The sequence below is a fragment of the Nocardia sp. NPDC056100 genome, from assembly GCF_042266325.1.
Classification (GTDB): Bacteria; Actinomycetota; Actinomycetes; order Mycobacteriales; family Mycobacteriaceae; genus Nocardia.
The window spans coordinates 2,145,053-2,163,404 of sequence record NZ_JBHJVY010000001.1 but is presented as its reverse complement, the minus strand read 5'-3'; the positions used below and the strand labels follow the sequence as shown (position 1 = coordinate 2,163,404).

Sequence of the window (18,352 nt, the reverse complement as noted above, 5' to 3'; positions counted from 1 at the left end):
TCCTCTATAAATATGGAGGCGAGTGGATCGGCGGAAGGAACGCGAATGGGGCGAAACGTCGGCGCTGCGGGAGGGTCTGCCGATCGATCGGCCCGGCGCGGGGCGATCTGCGGTGCCGCCCTCGAACTCGCGGCCCAGGGCGGGAATCGGGCCGTCACCCATCACGCGATCGACGATCGGCTCGCAATCGCGCGCGGGTCGACCTCGTATTACTACCGGACCCGGCAGGAATTGTTGCGGGCGGCGGTGATTCACCTCGCCACGACGTCACGGCGGGCGTTCCAGGCCGCGCTGGGCGACGCGGATGCGAGCGTGCCCACGGTGGAATCGGCCGCGGATCTCATGGCGGGACAGCTCGATCTGCTGCTGGGGCCGCGCCGGCCGGACGCGCTCGCGCGCTATGCCCTGGCCGCCGATGCGGCGGGGGATGCGGAGCTGCGCGAGGCGCTGGCGGGCTGCCTCTTCTCGGTGCCCGCGGCCACCGGGCTGTTCGAGGCGCTCGCCGCGGCGGATTCGAAGCAGGTCCCGCCGAGCCGGAAACGGGCCGTGCCGGAGTCGGGTCAGCTGTTCGGCCCGGAGCAAGCCGCGCGGGATCTGGTCAGCCTGCTCGAGGGTCTACTCCTCGATCGTTTGCACGGCACGCGCTCGCTGCTCGGGCTGGAGGCCGGGACACCCGCGAGCCTGGCGGATCTGCGTCCGCCGGTGCTGCGCTGGCTCACCGTGCTGGGCAACGGGATTCGCTAGCGCTCCGGTAGGTGGTGGCGCAGCAGTACCGCGAGCTGATCGCGGGCGTCGTCGAACGGATGGCTGGATTTGAGCGCCCGGCTCTGCACGATCGCGCCCTCGATGACCGAGAGCAGCAGTCCCGATAGCGAATTCGCGGTGCCGCGGTCCAGGCCCGCGGCGACCAGGCCGTCCGCGAGCCGCGCGGTCCATTCGGTGAACGCCTGTCCGGCGGTGGCCTGCACCGAGAGGTCGAGTTCGTCCAGGGCGGCGGCCATCATGAACGAGCCCGCGCGATAGTCGCTGTTCTCCAGTCCCGTTCGCCAGAAGGCGAGCAGATCGTCCAGCCAGCGTTCGGCGGAGGGTGCGCCGGGCAGGGCGTCGGCCATCCGGCTCACATGCTGGTACACCACCCTGGACACGATTCGCGCCGCCGCCTCCACCAGTTCGCCCTTACCGGACGGGAAGTGCTGATACAGCGAATTGCGGGAGGCGTTACTGCGCTTGAGCAGCTCACTCAGCCCCGCCGCGTGCACTCCGTGCTCCTGCACCGTGGCGATGGTGCTCGCGATCAACCGTGCGCGCGGTCCCGCCGTCATGGAAAGTCCTCCAAACCTTGCTTGAACCGATCGGTCCATGTTAAACCTATCCCTGTGAACCGATCGGTTCACTTCGAGAGGATGACATGCCCGCGCACATCGCCACCGCAACGCCGGTAACCCACGCCACCACCCTGGGCCTCGGCGTATACCGTCCCCGCCGCATCGTCCCGAACGCGGAAATCGTCGACCGCATCGATTCCTCGGACGAATGGATTCGCACCCGTTCCGGGATCGAGGCCCGCCACTGGGCCGAAGCCGACGAGACCATCGTGTCCATGAGCACCGCCGCCGCCCGCGATGCGCTCGCCGCCGCGAACATTCCGGCCGAGCAGATCGATGCCGTCATCCTGGCGACCTCCTCGCAGATGGTGCTCGGCCCATCCGCCGGCGCGGTCGTCGCCACCGAACTCGGTATGCACGACACCGCGGCCTTCGACGTCTCGGCGGGCTGCGCGGGCTTCTGCTACGCGCTGGCCAATGCCGCCAATCTGGTGCGCGCGGGCCAGGCCCGGCACGTGCTGGTGATCGGCGTCGAACGGCTGTCGGACCTGCTCGATCCGACCGACCGCACCTGCGCCTTCATCTTCGCCGACGGCGCGGGCGCGGTCGTGGTGGGACCGTCCGATGTCGAGGGCATCGGGCCGGTGGCCTGGGGTTCGGACGGCAGCCAGACCGCGGCCATCAAGCAGGACAAGGACTTCGCGCAATACTTCGCCGAGGTCGCGGCTGCCGAGGCCAGCGGCGGCACCACCGAACGCCCGTACATCCGGATGAACGGCACCGCCGTATTCCGCTGGGCCGTCACGTTTTTGGAGAAGGCATGCCGGGACGCCCTGGACCGCTCCGGGGTCACCGTCGACGATCTCGACGCGTTCATCCCGCACCAGGCCAACAGCCGCATCACCGACGCCCTCACCCGCGCACTGCATATGCCCGACTCGGTGGCCATCGCCCGCGATATCGCCGAAACCGGCAACACCAGCGCCGCGTCCATTCCGATGGCGATGGAACAGCTGCTGCGCACCGGCGCGGCCAAGCCCGGTGACACCGCACTGCTGCTCGGTTTCGGCGCGGGCCTGGCCTACGCCGGTCAGGTGATCACCCTCCCGGCCATCCCCTCCTGACCGCTATCGCTTGCGCCGGGCGACCCACGCGCTCAATAGCACCGTGACCAGGCATACGGCGACGGCCGACTGCGCGAAATAGCTCGACGTGCGGTCGGAGTCGCTGTCCCACCTGACCACGAAGAAATACAGACTGATCGACACCAGCACGGCGGCAATGGCGGCGCCGACCACTCTGATTCCGATCGATGTCCTATTTCCCGATCCCCCCAAACGCATTACTCGACTGTAGCGATGCCGGGACGGTCTCGGGTGCCACGCTTCCCAGCCGGGACGCGGCGGGGAAAGCGCCGTTAGATAGCCGATAAGCTGCTGGAACTATGGCCCTGAGCGCAACGATGCACACCTTCACGATTCAGCTCGCCGATATCGATCGCGGGGTGTACGAGGACCTGGAATTGCGGGTGGCCCGGCATCCCTCGGAATCGGCCGAGTTCATGGTGACGCGCCTGCTGGCGTACCTGCTCGAATATCAGGAGGGGATCGCGTTCAGCGAGGGCGGGGTGTCCGCCACCGATGAACCCGCGGTGCTGGTGCGCGATCTCACCGGGCAGATCACCGCCTGGATCGAGATCGGCGCACCGGACGCCGAGCGGGTGCATCGCGGCAGCAAGCTGGCCGGACGCGCGGCCATCTACACCCATCGTGATCCGGTGAAGGTGCAGGCGCTGTTGGCGGGCAAGCGAATTCACCGGGTCGAGGACATTCCGCTCTACAGTTTCGACCGCGAATTCATCGATGCCGTGGTGGCGGTGCTGGATCGGCGCAACACCGCGTCCCTGTCGATCACCGAACGGGTGCTGTACCTGGATATCAATGGCGCCAGTCTGCGCGGATCGGTGGCGGAACAGCCGATCGGATAGCCGATCCGGCCGGGGACACCGCGGAAACGCCGAGATCGTAAGCGGATTCGGCGTGCTCGGCCTCATCGATGCCGGTGATCTCGGCCTCGTGATCGACCCGGAAACCGATGGTCTTGTGGATGAGCCAGCCGACGATATACGTGGCCACGAACGAATAGAGCAGAACCGCGCCCGCGGCGATCAGCTGCCGTTGCAACTGGGTCCAGCCGCCGCCGTACAGCAGCCCGTTACCGCCCGCCGGATTCACCGTGGCATCGGCGAACACACCCACCAGCAGGGTGCCCACCAGACCGCCCACCAGGTGCACGCCGACCACATCGAGCGAATCGTCGTAGCCGAAGGTGAATTTCAGCCCGACCGCCAGCGCGCAGATCACGCCCGCTGCCACCCCGATCGCCAAAGCGCCCGTCGGGCCGACGAATCCGCAGGCCGGGGTGATCGCGACCAATCCGGCCACCGCGCCCGAGGCCGCGCCCAGGGTGGTCGGCTTACCATCGCGCAATTGTTCGACGATGATCCACGCCAGCGACGCCACCCCCGTCGCGATGGTCGTATTGGTGAACGCCAGCGCCGCGAGATCCCCTGCGGTCAAAGCGGATCCGGCATTGAAGCCGTACCAGCCGAACCACAGCAGCGCCGCGCCGAGCAGGGTGAACGGCACATTGTGCGGGCGCGGAATACTGCGCGGCCAGCCGTGCCGATCACCGATCACCAAAACAAGCGCCAGCGCCGCCGCACCCGCGTTGATATGCACCGCGGTACCGCCCGCGAAGTCGAATGCCTTGAGCCGGTTGGCAATCCAGCCGCCGACAGCGGCGGAATTCCCGGCCGAATCGGTGCCGGTGAACCCGTTCGCGCTGAAAACCCAATGCGCCACCGGGAAATACACCACGCTCGTCCAGCCCACGATGAACACCACCCAGGCCCAGAACTTCGCGCGGCCCGCGATCGCACCCGATATGAGCGCGGTGGTGATAATCGCGAACATGAGCTGGAACATCACGAACGCCATGGTCGGAATCTGATGTCCGGCCGGACCGGACAGCGTGCCGTGCGTATCACGCAGCATCACCTGCGACATACCGCCGATCAGGCCCTGATAGGCGTCGGAGCCGAATGATTCGCTGTATCCGTACAGCAGCCACAGGGTCGTCACCACACCCAGGGCGACGAAATTCATCATGAGCATGTTCAGCACGCTCTTGCCGCCGACCATGCCGCCGTAGAAGAAAGCCAAGCCCGGCGTCATCAACATGACCAGTGCCGCACTCGCCAGCACCCACGCGGTATCTCCCGAATTCACGCTATTACCTCTTATTTCCACGGGATTCGCGTGAAGCATCGAGAGTTACTGTTTCGCCGGTGCGGCTCATCGTGTTTCGGGTCGGTGAATTCGAGCGGCCGCACCGTTCATAGATTGCCGCTATGGCAGAGTTCGGGCGGTCGCGGAGGCGTAGCGGTGCGCCAGGCGGGTGAACGCCGCCGCGAGTTCGGGCGGGCCGACGATTTCGATATCGGCGTCGAATACGCCGAGGGCGCACGCCAATGCGTTCCAGGACCAGGAACCAAGGATGACCCGGCAGCGATTCGGGCCGAGCTCCTCGACAACGCCGTCGCGGGCGAACTCGGCGACGGTCGCGGCGGGGGCGTCGAGAATCACCTCGCCCCGGCACGGCCAGCCGCCGGTGCCGTCCGAGCCCTGGAATCTGCTGGTGACGAAGGCCGCGACCGAACCGCCGGGTAATTCGCGCGGGGCGAACCGGGGACCGTTCGGAATGCGCGGGGTGATGCGGTCGGCGCGGAAGATGCGCCAGTCCTCGCGATCCAGATCCCAGGCCACCAGATACCAGCGGCCGTACCTGGTCACCAGGTGATGCGGTTCGGCCCGGCGCGGGGGAGACTCGAGATCCGTTGCGGGAGAAGCGTAGTCGAAGCGGAGTACTTCACCCGCGTGCACCGCGGCGCTCAGCGTCAACAGGGTCGCGCTGTCCGCCGGAGTGACCGGAGCGGCGACGGTGGTCACCCGAAAGGCGTCGATACGCCCGCGCAACCGCGCGGGCATGACCTGGCGCACGGTATGCAGTGCGCGCAACGCGGCCTCCTCGATACCCGCGCCCGCGGTCGCGGCGATGCGCAGGGCGACGGCCAGCGCCACCGCCTGCTCATCGTCGAAGAGCAGCGGCGGCAATTCCGATCCGGCCTCCAGCCGGTAGCCTCCGTCGGGACCCTTGATCGCGGCGATCGGATAGCCGAGCTCGCGCAATCGATCGACATCGCGGCGCACCGTGCGGGCACTGATATCCAGGCGCTCGGCCAGCAGTGAACCCGGCCAGTCCCGGCGGGCCTGGAGCAGCGAGAGCAGCGCCAGCAGTCGCGCGGAGGTCTTCGGCATGCTGTCCATGCTGCCAGAAGAAGCGGACATATCCTGGCCTCTTCTATCGCTAGAATTCTCGTACCCACTCCGACCGGTAACGGAGCAGTCATGAGCAGCGACACCGTTGCGATACCAGCCCGCCTGATCTCGTTCGAAATACCTTGGCGCTCATCGGAAACCGTGCCGATCATGATCGATATCGATAAGATCCGTTGCGGCTCTTGATGATCGGATGAGGTGTGATGGCCAGAATAGTGATCGTCGGAATCGGCAGCCGGGGCGATGTCGCCCCGCTGACCGGGCTCGGCGTGCGGTTGGCGGCGGCCGGGCACGAGGTCGTCATGGCCGCGCACGAGACCTTCGCGGATATGATCACCGGCTGCGGACTGCGATTCCGACTGCTGGAGTTGAACTTCGGTTTCGAAGGCGAGTACGCGGAGATTCAGCGCAAGACCGTCGCGGCGTTCAATACGCCCGACGGGTTCCGGACCATCGGCGCGGGCTTGATCGCGGCCCTGCGGGATGAGCCCGCGGATCTGTTGCTGCTCACCCCGTACGCCGAATTCGCGGGACTGCCTTTCGCCGAGGCCGCCGGGATTCCCACCATCGCGATGCGTTTGCAACCCACCTGTGCCACAGCCGATTACCCGCCCGCGGTGGCGGGTGTCTGGTCGCTCGGACCGGTCGGGAACCGATGGGCGTCCGATATCGGAGCCTGGCTGGTGGATCGCCGCTACGGCGGGGTGGTTCGCGAATTCCGGCGCGAACTGGGTCTGCCCGAGGTCTCGGTGCGAGAACTGCGGCGTCGGCGCACCGCGGCGGAATGGCCCATCCTGCACGGCTATTCGCCGACCGTCGCGCCACGACCCGCCGATTGGCGTACGGGCCTGGAGGTTTCGGGCTTCTGGTGGCCCGCCCGGCCCACCGGGTGGGAGCCGCCCGCCGATCTCGTGGCATTCCTGGAGGCGGGCCCGGCACCGGTCTTCGTCAGCTTCGGCAGCAATATCAACAATCCGGAGCGCACCGCCGAATTGGGCGAGATCGTCGGGACCGCACTGCGCCGCGCCGGGGTACGCGCCATCGTCCAATCCGGCTGGACCGGGCTCGCGGTCTCGGACGACGATGTCATCACCATCGGCGAAATCCCTTACGACTGGCTGTTTCCGCACCTCGCGGCCGCCGTGCACCACTGCGGTGCGGGCACCTGCGCCGCCGCCCTGCGCGCGGGCGTGCCCACCGTCGCCGTACCGGAGATTCCGGAGCAGCAATTCTGGGCGCACCGGCTGGAATTGCTCGGCGTCACCGCCGGAATCACCCGCCAGCCCAAGCTGACCGCGGACTGGCTGGCGAGCGCGATCACCACCGCGACAACAGATTCCGGCCTGCGTGGCAGAGTCGGCACGGTGGCCGAGCGTCTCGCGGACGAAGACGGTGCGGGCGCGGTGCTCGAGGTCATCGACGGCGTACTCGAGAAAACGGCGACCCGCTGACGGGGCTGTCCTCGACCGCCTGGCTGGGATCTGATCGGTGGCCGTAGGCCGCGGCACGTCCTTCGTACCCCATCCGAATCGACTCGGGCGGCGGCATATATCCGCCTGATCAGGCCGGGTAGACGTGAATCTCGGTGGCCTTCAACGCCGCCCAGAGTCGCATACCGGGTTGGAGCCGCAATTCCGCGACCGCCGCCGGGGTGATATCGGCCAGCACCGGCGGTGCGCCATCCAGTCGGACCCGGGTGGTGTTGGCATGCTGTTCGAAGCCCGCGACGGTGACCGGCCAGGCATTGCGCGGGCTGCCGGTGGGCTGGGTGAGGTGCAATCCGACCGCCGTGGGGGAGAAGGCCGCGAACACTCGTCCCGACGCGGGTTCGGACCCGGTGAGCGTGCCGCCCGCGTCGACCACGATCTCGGTGCCCGTGGCGGTGCCCCGAAACAGGTTGAGTCCCACCAGATTCGCGACGTAGTCGGATCTGGGTCGCCGTGCGATCTCGGTCGGCGCGCCCTCCTGCACTATCGCGCCGTTCTCCAGAATGATGAGCCGGTCGGCCAGCACCATGGCATCGAGGGGGTCATGCGTGACCAGCACCGTATGCCCGGTGTAACCGCGCAGGTGATGGGACAGATCGGCGCGGACCTGCAATCGGGTGCTGGCATCGAGCGCGGCCAGCGGTTCATCGAGCAGCAGCAGGTGCGGTTCGGTGGCCAGTGCGCGCGCCAGCGCCACCCGCTGTGCCTGCCCGCCCGATAGTTCGCGCGGTCCGGATTGCGCGAACTCGCTCAAACCGACTCGATCAAGCCAGGCGGCCGCGCGTTCCCGGGCGGCGGCGCGGCGCATACCGCGCGCCCGCAATCCGAACGCCACATTGTCCAGCGCCGAAAGATGCTGGAACAGTAGGTAATCCTGGAAGACCACGCCGACCTGGCGGCGCTCGGCCGGAATGAACACCGACGGCGGTGCGTCCCAGGTGTTTTCACCCAGGCGAATGGCGCCGCCGGTGAGCGGGGTGAGTCCGGCCAGCGCCCGCAGCGCCGTGGTCTTACCCGCGCCGTTCGGGCCGAGCAGTGCGATCACCTCACCGGGCGCGGAGGTGAAATCGATATCGAGGCGGAACGGCGCGCGCTCGACGCACAGTGCGGCGTGCAGTGTCATACCGACTCCTCGGGCCTCATACCGCGCCTCGAATCCAGCGCTCCCGCAAGGAGATCAGCACGCCGACCGAGACCACCAGCAGCACCATGCTCAGCACGATCGCGGCATCGGGATCGGTTTCCAGCGCGAGGTACACCGCCAGCGGCATGGTCGTCGTCTTACCCGGAAAATTACCCGCGAAGGTGATGGTCGCACCGAATTCGCCCAGCGCCCGCGCCCAGCACAGCACCGTGCCCGCGACCACTCCCGGCAGTACCGAGGGCAGCGTCACCCGGCGGAAGGTGTACCAGGCGGACGCGCCCAAAGTGGCTGCCGCTTCCTCGAATCGGGTATCGGCCGCGCGTAATGCGCCCTCCACCGAGATCACCAGGAACGGCATGGCCACGAACGCCTCCGCCACCACCACACCGGCCGTGGTGAACGGCAGCGAATAGCCGAACCAGTCGTAGATATAGCGCCCGATCAGGCCGCGGCGGCCCAGCACCAGCAGCAGCGCCACACCGCCGACCACCGGCGGCAGCACCAGCGGCACCGTCACCAGTGCGCGAATCAGGCCGCGCCCGGGCAATTGCGCACGGGCCAGCAGCCAGGCCAGTGGAATGCCCAGCACCAGGCAGATACACGTCGCCAGCGTCGCGCAGATCAGTGAAAGCCGCAGCGCCTGACCGACTTCGGCGCTGAACAGTCGTTCGGGCAGCGTGCGCCACGGGGCGCGCACGAGCAGGCCGATCAGCGGGATCAGCAGAAATGCCAATGCGCAGACGGCGGGCAGCATGAGGGCGATCGGCCGCCGCCCCCGCACTGCCCGCCGCCGCGCCGAGGCTCCGGTCACCGGCACGCTCGAAAAGCCGTCACGGGGTGTCGAATCCGGCGTCGGCGAACACCTTCTTGGCCTTGTCCGAGAAAATGAAGGTGACGAACGAGGCGGCCGCCGCGGCATTGGGTGCCTTGTTCAGCGCGGCGATCGGATAGGTGTTGATCGCCTTGCTCGACTCCGGGAAATCGATGCCCTCGACCTTGTCCCCGGCGGCCTTCACATCGGTGCGGTACACCAGCGCGGCATCCACCTCACCGAGCGTCACCTTGGTGAGCGCGGCCTTCACATCCTGCTCACGGGTATCGGGCTGCGGGGTGATCGCGGCGATCTCGAACACCTTCTTCGCCGCCGCGCCACAGGGCACCTGCTCGGCGCACAGCGCCAGCCGCGGCTCGGTCTTGCCGAAATCCGCGATTCCGGTGATATGACCCGGATTGCCCTTGGGCACGGCGATTTCCAGTCGATTGCTGACGAAGGTGGCCGGGGTGCCCTTCACATCGCCCGCGTCGACGACCTGCTGCATATTCGCCGGGGCCGCCGAAGCGAACACATCGGCGGGCGCGCCCTGCGTGATCTGCTGTGCCAGCGCCGAACTGCCGCCGAAGCTGAACACCACCTTCACGCCGGGATGATCGGTCTCGAACTGCTTGCCGAGTGTGGTGAAGGTTTCCGTCAGCGACGCCGCGGCCAGCACCGTCACCGTGCCGGAGAGCTTGTCGGAGTCGGCGGGTGCGCTCGAATCCTTGGAGTCGTTCGAGCTGCAACCGGCCAGACCGGCGGTGAGGGCGAGAGCGGCCGTGGCCGCGATGAAGCTGATCCGCAAATTCGTCACGCAGTAGAGCATATTGCCGTAGGCGCGGTACGCAAGGCGCGTTTTCGCCAGAGAATCGGACAAGATCGACCGGTGGGTTTGTAGGATCAGCTCTCCGGGACCTCGACCACCACATGCGTCGACTTCACCGAGGCGACCGCGACACTGCCGACCTCGAGCCCCAGCTCATCCACCGATTCCCGGCTCACCAGCGATACCAGCCGGAACGGCCCCGCCTGCAATTCCACCTGCGCCATCACCGTGTCCTTGACGATCCGCGTCACGATCCCGCGCATCCGATTGCGCGCCGACACCGCCACCGTGATCCCGGCCTCCGGTTTCTCGGCATTGGCCTGCAGGAACTCCGCGAGCTCGCGCCCGCTGACACCCATCCGCCCGTTCTCCAGCTGGATGGCGTTGAGCCGTCCCTGATCGATATACCGGCGCACGGTGTCATCACTGACACCCATCAGAGCGGCGACCTCGCTGATCCGCAGATTCGACACAACCTGCAGCCTATTGACGTATCCACGGAACGCAAACGACATGGATCCGCCCGGTGACCGTGGTCGGCCACCGGGCGGATCACTCACCCATCCGGGCGTCAGCGCAGGGCGCGACGACCGGTGACGAGGTTGACCAGGAACAGCAGAATCACCGCACCACCCAGGCAGGTGAAGAAGCTGAACCACAGCCCACCGCCCTCGACGTCCACCCCGAACAGCTTCAACAGGAAGCCGCCGAGCAGACCGCCGACGACGCCGACGACGATATTGAGCAGGATGCCCTGCTGCGCATCAGTTTTCATGATCTTGCTGGCGATCCATCCGGCCAAACCGCCGATGATGATCCACCCGAGAATGCCGAGGCCGAGCATGATGCGTCTCCTTAACAGAGGTCGGCGCCGAGGAACCGGCGCTCTGCTCAGCGCATACCCGCAATTCCGCAATCGATGCGCGGGCCCACCATGTTCGTCCCGCCACACCGGGGCGCGCGCGTCGATCCGACCGGCTACACGGGTCTCATCGTCCGAGCGAGGCGCGTAATGCGGTGAGTTCGGCCGCGCGGGGGATCGGTGCGACTGCCGACTCCGGGGCGTCGAAGACCATGACCCGCTGGGAATCCGGGGTGAGCGCGGACCAGCCGGGGTCGCCGGTGGTGGCGAACGCGAGCCAGGCCGCGCGCATGGTGTCCGCGAGTTGTTGCGGCGGGTTCGGGCCGGTGAGGGTCGAGGCTGCGGCGAGGGTGTCGAAGACGAAGGGGAGTTCGAGGGCGTGGCAGGCGTCGAGGTGCTGTATCGGTGTGCGCCAGGCGAATTCGTAGACGAAGGTGGGGGCGGGGGCCTGGGCGCGCAGCTCCGCTATGCGCAGGGAGCTGTCGCGGAAGGCGAAGTCGGTGATGATGGCGGCGTACAGGTCGGCGGATGAGGCGTCGGGGCGGTCGGCCGCGTAGGCGTCGGCGAGGGATTCGTCGAGTCCGTTGCGGCGCAACAGGAATGGCAGGATGTCCGCCGTGATGGCGGCGTCGATGCCCGCGCCGACGGTGAAGAAACGGAATTCGTCGGAGGTCGTTCCGATGAGCAGCGGAATATCGTGGCCGCGTCCGGCGGCGATGCCGTCGATGGGCGGGTCCGGGACCACCTCGTCATCGATGATGGGGAAGAGGGTCATCAAACCCATCCCGTGCCGGATTATCGACGCGCCCCAGCGGTCCGGATTCGGATCCTGCACCATGTCGAGCCCGAGCTGATTCTGTGCCGCGAGCAGCTTTTCCGAGTCTACGGCCGCGAAAGCCGCAGCGGTCGGCTCGATTTCGAGTATCGCCGCCAATGCGGCGGAGACCTTCCGAGCGTCCTCCGCGGTCGCCGCGGTGCTGCCGTTCCCGCTCTGCATCACGGCCTTGCCGAACAACCCCGCGGCGGCGGGCGAGGCCAGCAGCGCCGCGATGCTCATGGCCCCGGCGGATTCCCCGAACACCGTCACATTGCCCGGATCACCCCCGAACCCGCGAATATTCTCCCGCACCCACCGCAGCGCACTCAATTGATCGAGCAGCCCCCGATTGTCCGGCGCCCCCTCGAGCACCGCGAACCCGGGAATCCCCACCCGATAATTGATCCCCACCACCACAACCCCACCGCGAGCCAGCGACGCCCCGTCATATATCGGAATGCTGTTCGCCCCCCGACTGAACGCACCCCCGTGAATCCACACCATGACGGGCAGATCGGTCCCCGAAGGATCCGGCGTCCACACATTCACCGTCAGCGATTCATCCCCGGGCCGAATATGCGTCCCGAGCAACGCCGCAATAGCCGGTGGATACGGAGTCTGCGAGCACGTCGCACTGTATTCAACAGCCGCCCGCACCCCATCCCAAGGCGTCACCGCCCCGGGAGCCGCAAACCGCGCCGCCCCCACAAGCGGTGCCGCATAAGGAATCCCGAGAAACGCCGCCACCCCCTCCAGCGCCCGCCCACTGACCTTCCCCCCGGTCACCTCGACAATCGGTTCCATCGCGGCACGCTCCTAGCCCCTCGAGATCACGTCGCCCCCGACATTAACCAGAACTCGTCCGGCCAGTGCCGGTTTTGCTTTCCGGACAGAACGCACACGCGCGAACGGGCACCCATCTTCGGGGTTTGGCTCCGGCGGTGGGTGGGTACCACTGAGCCTGGCGACGGTGTCGCGAGGATCAGGGTGGAGAGGCGCCCCCGGCAGGAATCGAACCTGCGACCTAGGGATTAGAAGGCCCTTGCTCTATCCAACTGAGCTACGGAGGCAGTGCGGGGCATCTGGGCGATGCGGCCACCAAACACCTTGACCCATATTGATCTCGGTGTCCAGCGACTTGAGTATAGCGAGCGTCCAGGTGGGGTTTGGGGGGTCGGCTGGCAACCGTTCGGCGCGTCGCGTGGGGGTGCGCGGACCGGAGGTCGGGAAACCCCCGGGGAGTTCGGACCCTTACTCCGAACTACCCTGGGCGTATGTCGTCACCGCAGGACTCGCCCGCAGCTACTGGTGTTCAGGTGACTCGGGCGGGGTCGGGCGGGAAGGTTTCGGTGCTCGCGGCCATGGGCGGGGCGGTCGCGGCGGTGGTCGCGGCGCTGGTCGTCGGGCTTTCCTCGGCGCAGGCGCTGAGTCTGCTGGGAATTCCGGATCCGGGGCCGCTGACCACCTACGGGCTGCCGGCCATGCGCGCGGTTGCCGATCTTGCTGCCGCGCTGACCGTCGGATCGCTGCTGTTCGCGGCGTTCTTCGTCCCGCCGCAGGCCGATGGGCTGCTCGATGTGGGCGGGTATCGGGCGCTGCGACGCGCCGGGAACGCGGCGCTGGTATGGGCGGGTGCGTCGGCGCTGCTGGTGCCGTTGACACTTTCGGACACCACCGGGCAACCATTTCTGGACTCGCTGCGTCCGGAGTCGGTGTGGCGCGCCGCGAATCAGGTCGATGTGGCCGGGTCGTGGCGGTTCACGGTGTTCTTCGTCCTGGCCCTGGCTGTGGGCTGCCGTCTCGCGCTGCGCTGGGGCTGGACGCCGGTGCTGCTGTTGCTCTCGGTGATCTCACTGCTGCCGGTCGCGCTGACCGGGCATTCCTCGGCGGGCGGGGCGCATGACATCGCCACCAATAGCCTTATTCTGCATCTGCTTTCGGCGTGTTTCTGGGTGGGCGGATTGTTCGCGGTGCTGGCGTACGCGCTGCGCGACGGCAAATACACCGCGCTGGCCACCCGCCGATTCTCGAAGATCGCGACGATTTCCTATGTGGTGATCGCGATCAGCGGTGTGATCAATGCCTGGATTCGGGTGCCGTGGGCGGATCTGTTCACTACTACTTATGGCCGCCTCGTACTGGCCAAGACGACGGCGCTGATCGTGCTCGGCATCATCGGCTATTTGCAGCGGCAACGTGCCATTCCCGCACTGGAGAAGGATCCGAGCGATCGCGGTGCGCTCATCCGATTCGCCGGAGTCGAATCGCTGATCTTCGCCGCCACCATCGGCCTGGCGGTCGGCCTCGGCCGCACCCCGCCGCCGGAACTGCGCAGTGTCCCGACCCCCGCCGAGGTCGAGATCGGCTACAACCTGGCCGGTCCGCCGAACCTCGCGCGCCTGGCCTTCGACTGGCGGTTCGATCTGATCTTCGGCACCCTCTCGATCGTGCTGGCGGTGCTGTACCTGCGCGGTGTGGCACGGCTCAAGAAGCGCGGTGACGCCTGGCCCGTCGGCCGCACCATCTCCTGGATCGCCGCGTGCGCGGTGCTGCTGATCGCGACCAGTTCCGGGGTCGGCCGCTACGCCCCGGCCATGTTCAGCGTGCATATGGCCCAGCACATGATGCTGTCCATGCTCGCGCCGATCCTGTTCGCACTGGGCGGCCCGGTGCTGCTGGCCCTGCGCGCGCTGCCGCCCGCCGGTCGTGACGCCCCGCCCGGACCGCGCGAGTGGATTCTGGCGGCCGTGCACAATCCGGTGTCGCGCTTCATGACTCAGCCCGTGGTCGCGGCGGTGTTCTTCGTGGCCGGGTTCTACGTTCTGTACCTGGGTGGCCTTTTCGACCAGTTCGTCGGCTCGCACGGTGCGCACCTGTTGATGAATGTGCACTTCCTGCTGAGCGGCTACCTCTTCTACTGGGTCGTCATCGGCATCGATCCCAAGCCGCGTCAGGTGGAGCCGCTGACCAAGCTGGGCATGGTGTTTGGTTCGCTGCCGTTCCACGCGTTCTTCGGTATCGCGCTGATGAGCATGAACACGGTGCTGGGCGGCTGGTTCTATCGCGCGCTGGGCCTGGGCTGGAACAACAATCTGCTCGACGATCAGCACACCGGCGGTAGCCTCGCCTGGGCCAGCGGTGAAATCCCATTGGTGGTGGTGATGCTGGCGCTGCTGATCCAGTGGTCGCGCAGCGATAAGAAACTGGCCACCAGGCTGGACCGCGCCGCCGATCGGGACGACGACGCGGAACTGGCCTCGTACAACGCCATGTACGCCGAGCTGGCCCGGCGTGATCGAGAGGTACGTAAGTGAACGACGTCGCCCAGGCGACCCGGAAGATCAAGCGGCTCTATCGATCCGACGTGCGGCGCGCGCGCCGCCTGCTGCACGGCCAGACCCGCAAGACCCCCGTGTTCCACACCGATATCCAGGGTCCGCGCGGCCCGGTGCCGGTGACCTTGAAGCTCGAACACCTCCAGCACGGCGGCACCTTCAAGGTGCGCGGCTGCCTGAACGCGCTGTTGCAGGCGGACGCCGGGATCACGCACGTGGTGATCGCCTCCGGCGGTAACGCGGGCATCGCCGCGGCGCTGGCCAGCTCGCTGCGCGGACTGTCCTGCACGGTGGTGGTCCCCGAATCCGCCCCGCACACCAAGGTGGCGGCCATGTGGTCGCACGGGGCCGAAGTGCTGTGGCACGGAACGACTTACGCCGAGGCGCACCGCTATGCCAGCCAGCTGGCCCGCGAGCGCAAGGCGATGCAGTTGCACGCCTATGACCTGCCCGCCATCGTGGCCGGTGCGGGTGTGGTCGGGCTGGAGATCGAGGAGCAGGTGCGCGGGCGGCCGCCGGTGCTGGTGGCGGTCGGGGGCGGCGGTCTGGTCGCCGGGATCTCGGTGGCGATCGGGCTGCGCGGCCGGGTGATCGGGGTGGAGCCGCAGGGCGCGCCGACCCTGCACAAGGCGCTGGCGGCGGGGCGGCCGGTGGATGTCGATGTGTCCAGCGTGGCCTCGGATGCCCTGGGCGCCAATCGGATCGGCGATATCGCCATGGAGGTGGCGCAGCGCTATGCGGTGCGATCGTTGCTGGTCAGCGATGATGCCATCGTGATGGCGCGGGAGTACCTGTGGCGCGAGTTCCGGATCGTGGTGGAGCCCGCCGGGGCGACGGCGCTGGCGGCGATCCAAAGCGGGGCCTACGTTCCGGCGGCGGGGGAGCGGCCGGTGGTGGTGCTGTGCGGGGCGAATACCGATCTGGCGACGCTGTAGCCCGGTCGCGGCATTCGGTAGCGCGCTGAACTCGGGTTATCCACAGCGCCGAGTTATCCACAATCGCGGAAGTGGGTCTGTCGCGCGAGTTCTCGCCGGTTCACGCTGGAGTCACGACAGCAGACGAGCCGAATCGGCAAGGGGGACAGCGATGTACGAGGCGAATACTGCGGTGATAGGCCGGGTGGTCACGCATCCGAGCCGGCGGGCACTGCCCAATGGGGAACAGGTGCTCAGTTTCCGGCTGGCCAGTACGACCCGGCGGTTCGATGCCGCTAGCGGGGAGTGGGTCGATGGTGGCACCCTGTATTTGACGGTAACCTGCTGGCGCAAACTCGTGGAGGGTGTCGAGGCGTCCCTGCAGCGCGGTGACCCGGTCATCGCCTACGGTCAACTCCGCTCGAACGAGTACACCACCCGAGACGGTATGGAGCGCAACGATCTCGAGATGCGCGCCACTGCCCTCGGTCCCGACCTGGGCCGTTGCACCGCCCCGGTGCAGCGCAAACACTTCGGCCACGGCGACCGCCCCGAGGCGTCGCCGGCGCCGCCCACAGATGCCGACCGCGCCGGAGAACCGGCAACCCAACACAGTTAGGCTTGCCCATATGGCTGAGTTCATTTACCAGATGATTAAGGTTCGAAAGGCGCATGGCGACAAGGTCGTGCTCGACAATGTGACCTTGAACTTCCTTCCGGGCGCGAAGATCGGTGTGGTCGGCCCGAACGGCGCCGGTAAGTCGAGCGTCCTGAAGATCATGGCGGGACTGGACCAGCCGAACAACGGTGAGGCCTGGCTGGCGCCGGGCGCGACCGTCGGCATCCTCATGCAGGAGCCGGAGCTCAACGAGGAAAAGACCGTTCGCGGCAACGTCGAGGAGGGCCTCGGCGAGGTCAAGGTCAAGCTCGACCGGTACAACGAGGTCGCCGAGCTCATGGGCGTCGAGTACACCGATGAGCTCATGGAAGAGATGGGCCAGCTGCAGGAGTACCTCGACCACGCCGATGCGTGGGATGTCGACTCCCAGCTCGAGCAGGCCATGGACGCGCTGCGCTGCCCGCCGCCGGACGAGCCGGTCACCAACCTCTCCGGTGGTGAGCGCCGTCGTGTCGCACTGTGCAAGCTGCTGCTGAGCAAGCCCGATCTGCTGCTGCTCGATGAGCCCACCAACCACCTCGACGCCGAATCGGTGCTGTGGCTGGAGCAGTTCCTGGCGAACTACCCGGGCGCCGTCCTGGCCGTCACCCACGACCGGTACTTCCTCGACAATGTCGCGGAGTGGATCCTCGAGCTCGACCGCGGCCGCACCTTCCCCTACGAGGGCAACTACTCCACCTACCTGGAGAAGAAGGCCGAGCGCCTCGAGGTGCAGGGCAAGAAGGATCAGAAGCTGCAGAAGCGCCTCAAAGAGGAATTGGCCTGGGTCCGCTCCGGCGCCAAGGCCCGCCAGGCCAAGAACAAGGCACGCCTGGGCCGCTACGAGGAAATGGCCGCCGAGGCCGACAAGATGCGCAAGTTGGACTTCGAGGAGATTCAGATCCCCGCGGGTCCGCGCCTGGGCTCGGTCGTCGTCGAGGTCGAGAATCTGGACAAGGGCTTCGGCGATCGCATTCTGATCAAGGATCTCTCGTTCACCTTGCCGCGCAACGGCATTGTCGGCGTCATCGGCCCCAACGGTGTCGGTAAGTCGACGCTGTTCAAGACCATTGTCGGGCTGGAGAGTCCGGACAGCGGCATCGTGAAGGTCGGCGAGACGGTCAAGCTGAGCTATGTCGACCAGAACCGCTCCGGTATCGACCCGAACAAGAATGTCTGGCAGGTCGTTTCCGACGGGCTGGACTTCATTCAGGTCGGCAATCAGGAAATGCCTTCGCGCGCTTACGTTTCCGCGTTCGGGTTCAAGGGCCCGGATCAGCAGAAGCCGGCCGGTGTGCTCTCCGGTGGTGAGCGCAACCGCCTGAATCTGGCGCTGACCCTCAAGCAGGGCGGCAATCTGATCCTGCTCGATGAGCCCACCAACGACCTCGACGTCGAAACCCTTGGCTCGCTGGAGAACGCGCTGGAGAACTTCGCGGGCTGCTCGGTGGTCATCTCCCACGATCGCTGGTTCCTGGACCGCACCTGCACGCACATCCTGGCGTGGGAGGGCAACGACGACAACGAGGCCGCGTGGTTCTGGTTCGAGGGTAACTTCGAGGCGTACGAGGCGAACAAGATCGAGCGCATGGGTCCGGAAGCGGCTCGCCCGCACCGGGTCACGCACCGCAAGCTCACTCGCGGTTAGACCGACTCGGTCACTGTGCCGTGCCCCGAGTGATCGCGGGCACGGTCTCCAGGTTGTCCCGCGGCCGATCGCGGTCGCGGGACGAGTTACGGCAAACGCGTGGGGTCGATCGGTGATCACCG

Annotated in this window: 18 protein-coding genes and 1 tRNA gene; 8 read left to right on the top strand and 11 right to left on the bottom strand. The window is 67.1% G+C overall.

The window, feature by feature from the left end; genetic code table 11:
- Window positions 1-45: 45 nt before the first annotated feature.
- Entirely contained in the window at window positions 46-744 is a 699-nt protein-coding gene (locus ACFC0O_RS10045; RefSeq protein ID WP_375955401.1) for a TetR/AcrR family transcriptional regulator, read from the top strand.
- Here the strand turns inward: ACFC0O_RS10045 and ACFC0O_RS10040 are convergent.
- On the bottom strand, window positions 741-1,322 hold the full coding sequence (locus ACFC0O_RS10040) for a TetR/AcrR family transcriptional regulator (protein ID WP_375955399.1): 582 nt from the start codon (window positions 1,320-1,322) through the stop codon (window positions 741-743). The genes ACFC0O_RS10045 and ACFC0O_RS10040 overlap by 4 nt on opposite strands.
- Window positions 1,323-1,408: 86 nt before the next feature.
- Here ACFC0O_RS10040 and ACFC0O_RS10035 point away from each other — a divergent pair, with 86 nt between their 5' ends.
- Window positions 1,409-2,449 (top strand): beta-ketoacyl-ACP synthase III, encoded by a 1,041-nt coding sequence (locus ACFC0O_RS10035; RefSeq protein WP_364629328.1) that lies wholly within the window; start codon window positions 1,409-1,411, stop codon window positions 2,447-2,449.
- A gap of 3 nt (window positions 2,450-2,452) precedes the next feature.
- Here the strand turns inward: ACFC0O_RS10035 and ACFC0O_RS10030 are convergent, their stop codons facing one another.
- Window positions 2,453-2,668, bottom strand: a complete 216-nt coding sequence (locus ACFC0O_RS10030; protein WP_375955397.1) for a hypothetical protein — start codon at window positions 2,666-2,668, stop codon at window positions 2,453-2,455.
- Between the two features lie 101 nt (window positions 2,669-2,769).
- Here ACFC0O_RS10030 and ACFC0O_RS10025 point away from each other — a divergent pair, with 101 nt between their 5' ends.
- A complete protein-coding gene (locus tag ACFC0O_RS10025; RefSeq protein ID WP_364629334.1) occupies window positions 2,770-3,312 on the top strand; it encodes a YaeQ family protein in 543 nt (180 codons plus the stop codon).
- Here ACFC0O_RS10025 and ACFC0O_RS10020 read toward each other — a convergent pair.
- Window positions 3,263-4,654, bottom strand: coding sequence for an ammonium transporter (locus ACFC0O_RS10020; protein ID WP_375955395.1), 1,392 nt, complete (start codon window positions 4,652-4,654; stop codon window positions 3,263-3,265). The genes ACFC0O_RS10025 and ACFC0O_RS10020 overlap by 50 nt on opposite strands.
- 81 nt (window positions 4,655-4,735) lie before the next feature.
- On the bottom strand, window positions 4,736-5,704 hold the full coding sequence (locus ACFC0O_RS10015; RefSeq protein ID WP_375955393.1) for a helix-turn-helix transcriptional regulator: 969 nt from the start codon (window positions 5,702-5,704) through the stop codon (window positions 4,736-4,738).
- A 224-nt stretch (window positions 5,705-5,928) separates the two neighbouring features.
- Here ACFC0O_RS10015 and ACFC0O_RS10010 point away from each other — a divergent pair, with 224 nt between their 5' ends.
- Entirely contained in the window at window positions 5,929-7,176 is a 1,248-nt protein-coding gene (locus ACFC0O_RS10010) for a glycosyltransferase (RefSeq protein ID WP_375955391.1), read from the top strand.
- A 109-nt stretch (window positions 7,177-7,285) separates the two neighbouring features.
- Here the strand turns inward: ACFC0O_RS10010 and ACFC0O_RS10005 are convergent, their stop codons facing one another.
- From ACFC0O_RS10005 to ACFC0O_RS09975, 7 genes are all read right to left on the bottom strand, one after another.
- A complete protein-coding gene (locus ACFC0O_RS10005; RefSeq protein WP_375955389.1) occupies window positions 7,286-8,335 on the bottom strand; it encodes an ABC transporter ATP-binding protein in 1,050 nt (349 codons plus the stop codon).
- 16 nt (window positions 8,336-8,351) lie between these two features.
- Complete coding sequence (gene modB, locus ACFC0O_RS10000) at window positions 8,352-9,110, bottom strand: molybdate ABC transporter permease subunit (protein ID WP_375956087.1); 759 nt, start codon at window positions 9,108-9,110, stop codon at window positions 8,352-8,354.
- A 76-nt stretch (window positions 9,111-9,186) separates the two neighbouring features.
- Complete coding sequence (gene modA, locus ACFC0O_RS09995; RefSeq protein WP_375955387.1) at window positions 9,187-9,984, bottom strand: molybdate ABC transporter substrate-binding protein; 798 nt, start codon at window positions 9,982-9,984, stop codon at window positions 9,187-9,189.
- Between the two features lie 86 nt (window positions 9,985-10,070).
- Entirely contained in the window at window positions 10,071-10,469 is a 399-nt protein-coding gene (locus tag ACFC0O_RS09990) for a molybdopterin-binding protein (RefSeq protein ID WP_375955385.1), read from the bottom strand.
- A gap of 98 nt (window positions 10,470-10,567) precedes the next feature.
- Window positions 10,568-10,840 (bottom strand): GlsB/YeaQ/YmgE family stress response membrane protein, encoded by a 273-nt coding sequence (locus tag ACFC0O_RS09985; RefSeq protein ID WP_375955383.1) that lies wholly within the window; start codon window positions 10,838-10,840, stop codon window positions 10,568-10,570.
- Between the two features lie 145 nt (window positions 10,841-10,985).
- Complete coding sequence (locus ACFC0O_RS09980; RefSeq protein WP_375955381.1) at window positions 10,986-12,479, bottom strand: carboxylesterase/lipase family protein; 1,494 nt, start codon at window positions 12,477-12,479, stop codon at window positions 10,986-10,988.
- A 192-nt stretch (window positions 12,480-12,671) separates the two neighbouring features.
- Window positions 12,672-12,745 (bottom strand) — tRNA-Arg (locus tag ACFC0O_RS09975).
- Between the two features lie 204 nt (window positions 12,746-12,949).
- Between ACFC0O_RS09975 and ACFC0O_RS09970 the strand changes: the two genes are divergently transcribed.
- From ACFC0O_RS09970 to ettA, 4 genes are all read left to right on the top strand, one after another.
- Complete coding sequence (locus ACFC0O_RS09970) at window positions 12,950-14,989, top strand: cytochrome c oxidase assembly protein (RefSeq protein WP_375955379.1); 2,040 nt, start codon at window positions 12,950-12,952, stop codon at window positions 14,987-14,989.
- Window positions 14,986-15,945 (top strand): threonine/serine dehydratase, encoded by a 960-nt coding sequence (locus ACFC0O_RS09965; protein WP_375955377.1) that lies wholly within the window; start codon window positions 14,986-14,988, stop codon window positions 15,943-15,945. The genes ACFC0O_RS09970 and ACFC0O_RS09965 overlap by 4 nt, the downstream gene beginning before the upstream one ends.
- Window positions 15,946-16,096: 151 nt before the next feature.
- Window positions 16,097-16,543 (top strand): single-stranded DNA-binding protein, encoded by a 447-nt coding sequence (locus ACFC0O_RS09960; RefSeq protein ID WP_364629379.1) that lies wholly within the window; start codon window positions 16,097-16,099, stop codon window positions 16,541-16,543.
- 10 nt (window positions 16,544-16,553) lie between these two features.
- Window positions 16,554-18,230 (top strand): energy-dependent translational throttle protein EttA, encoded by a 1,677-nt coding sequence (gene ettA / locus ACFC0O_RS09955; protein WP_364629381.1) that lies wholly within the window; start codon window positions 16,554-16,556, stop codon window positions 18,228-18,230.
- Window positions 18,231-18,352 lie beyond the last annotated feature (122 nt).